Origin of the sequence: Candidatus Propionivibrio aalborgensis (genome assembly GCF_900089945.1) — a bacterium.
Taxonomy (GTDB): domain Bacteria; phylum Pseudomonadota; class Gammaproteobacteria; order Burkholderiales; family Rhodocyclaceae; genus Propionivibrio; species Propionivibrio aalborgensis.
In genome coordinates this window covers 1-2,245 of the sequence record NZ_FLQY01000306.1, presented here as the reverse complement: position 1 = coordinate 2,245, position 2,245 = coordinate 1, and the positions used below count along the sequence as shown (strand labels likewise).

Sequence of the window (2,245 nt, the reverse complement as noted above, 5' to 3'; positions counted from 1 at the left end):
CGGCATCGGCCATCCCGCGAAGAGCTTCGAATGAGGCAACAATGTGCCCGATGTCGATGCTGCACCCATCTTCTTCTGCTGCGATATGAGGAGCGATCGCCGGCGCGAAAAGGTAGGGGTTGACGAGATCACGGGGCGCGTCGACTCCGGATGCGGCCAGGAGTTGCTCCACATCTTCGTTTTTGCCGTCGGCGTCGGTTCCGGCTGAGATGGGCTTCATGCCTACAGCCTTGATGCCCTTGGCGCGAAGCGCAAGGAGCAGCGCACAGGTGACAAATGTCTTGCCGACGCCGGTATCGGTGCCGGTAACGAACCAGGCGGGTATGTTATGGATCTTCATTTGTTTGCATAACCCAGAATGACGTCATAGCTCGCCGGGAGACCGGCGGGTTGGCGGTGTTGTTCGTAGGCTGCTTCGACTTTTTGCCATGCGTGACGGCCCATCATCCCGCTGCGTGCGCCTTCGCCGACGTTGTGTGCGCCAATGGCCTTGACGGCGCGCAGCAGGGTTTTCAGATCGGGGTAGTAAACAGTGTGCAGCTTTCGCTGCAGGGTGATATTGCCGAATCCAGCTCGGGCAAGTGCATCGCAAATCGAGTCCGGCTCGCTGAAGGGTAGCGTATGGCGATGCGTATCAACGGTGGAAAACGCCAGGCGCAATTCGCTGAACGTATCCGGGCCGAGCGTGCTCAACGCTAGCCGACCCTTGGGTCGGAGCACTCGTGCCGCTTCCGAAAAAACGCGATCGGTATCGCACCATTGAATGGTCAGGCTCGACCACCACAGGTCAAAACTGGAATCGCCAAAAGGCAGCTTTTCGATGTCGGCAGCAAAGCAGGCATCCGTGTCGCGATTCGCGATACTGAGCATGGACGGTGCGAAATCGACACCCGTAATGTGCACTGAGGGCCAGCGTGCGCGCAGCAGGCGCGCGCCATAGCCGGTACCGCATCCGGCGTCGAGGATGTGTGTGAAAGGGCGGTTTGAGGATGCAAACTCGTCCAGAAGACGATCACAGACCTGGCGCTGAACCACCGCGGCCTGGTCGTAGGTGGCGGCGGCACGTTCGAACGAATCGCGGACGCGTTGCTTAATCGGTGGCAGCAGCATGAAAGAAGTCACCAGTCAGAGTGGCAAAACGTTCCGGGTCGTTGAGAAACGGAGCATGAGCAGCGCCAGCAAATACTTCGAGTCGCGAATCCGGCAGTTGTTCATGCAACCAGCGTGCGGCGGGAAGCGGCATCAATGCGTCGTGCTCGCCATGGACCAGCAGCGTCGACATTTTGATGGCGGCGACCTGCTGCCGCAGGTCGACGTCGCGCAGCCAGCCGAGGCCGATGAGCAGCGTTGCGGTATCTGGCAATGAGGTCGCCTGAAGTTGTTTGAACAGAGCCCGGCCGAGTGATCGTGCTTGCGTATCGCCTTGATTGAGCAGGGCGATGAAGCGCTGCAGGGTATTTGTGGGATCCTTCGCGAGCGCATTGTTAAAGGCGTCGAGCAGCGTCGGCGGCTGGGCGTGCGGCCAGTCGGCGCGCTGTGTAAAGCTGGGGGTGCTGCCGATGAGGATCAGCCCTTTAAGTGCTTTTTGGCGTTGCGCTGCCAGCAAGGCGGCCTGGAGCGCCAGCATGCCGCCCAGCGACCAGCCGCAGACGATGCAGTTTTCGCGAAGGGTGTCGACGAGCGCTTCGGCCGCTTGCATGAAAGAAGTCGCGTCTTGGATGAGGTCTTGCGCGGGTTGATTGTTCGCGTGCGCTTCAGGTGTGGCATAACCCGGCAGCGCGAGGATATGCACATTGAAGCGCCGGGAAAGCAAAGGCAACACCGGTTGCCAGACAGTATGGCCGAGCCCCCAGCCGTGAATCAGGGCGAGGTCGGGTTTCAGGGGCGAGTTGTTCATGACGGCTGCGTGTTACGCGAGATCGCGCAGCGCGTCGATTAGCGCCGTCACCTGCGCCGGCGAATGGGCAGCCGTCAACGAAACGCGCAGGCGTGCGCTTCCCTTGGGAACGGTCGGAGGACGGATCGCCGGAACCCACAAGCCGCGCTGATACAGCGCATCGGCTACCCGCAGCACCTCGAAATTGTCGCCGATGATTACCGGCTGGATCGCCGTCGGCGAGGGCAGCAGCTTCCAGCGGGTGTCGGTCAGCCCGTCACGCAATTGCGCGGTCAGTCGGCGTAGATGCTCGCGGCGGGCGTCGCCGTTCTCGATCAGCTTGAGGCTGGCGAGCAGGGCGCAGGCCAC

4 protein-coding genes are annotated in these 2,245 nt (G+C 61.4%); all 4 read right to left on the bottom strand.

Annotated elements, in window-relative coordinates; translation table 11 throughout:
* A partial coding sequence (bioD, locus tag PROAA_RS13445; RefSeq protein WP_186411831.1) for an ATP-dependent dethiobiotin synthetase BioD occupies nucleotides 1-340 on the bottom strand: 340 nt, incomplete at its 3' end.
* The gene (gene bioC, locus PROAA_RS13440; RefSeq protein ID WP_186411830.1) at nucleotides 337-1,110 is read right to left on the bottom strand and encodes a malonyl-ACP O-methyltransferase BioC; all 774 of its coding nucleotides are present in this window, start codon (nucleotides 1,108-1,110) and stop codon (nucleotides 337-339) included. The genes bioC and bioD, both read right to left, overlap by 4 nt.
* Nucleotides 1,091-1,897, bottom strand: a complete 807-nt coding sequence (locus PROAA_RS13435; protein ID WP_186411829.1) for an alpha/beta fold hydrolase — start codon at nucleotides 1,895-1,897, stop codon at nucleotides 1,091-1,093. The genes bioC and PROAA_RS13435 overlap by 20 nt, the downstream gene beginning before the upstream one ends.
* A 12-nt stretch (nucleotides 1,898-1,909) precedes the next feature.
* Nucleotides 1,910-2,245, bottom strand: a 336-nt coding sequence (locus tag PROAA_RS13430; RefSeq protein ID WP_186411828.1) for an aminotransferase class I/II-fold pyridoxal phosphate-dependent enzyme, incomplete at its 5' end; no start/stop codon positions are given.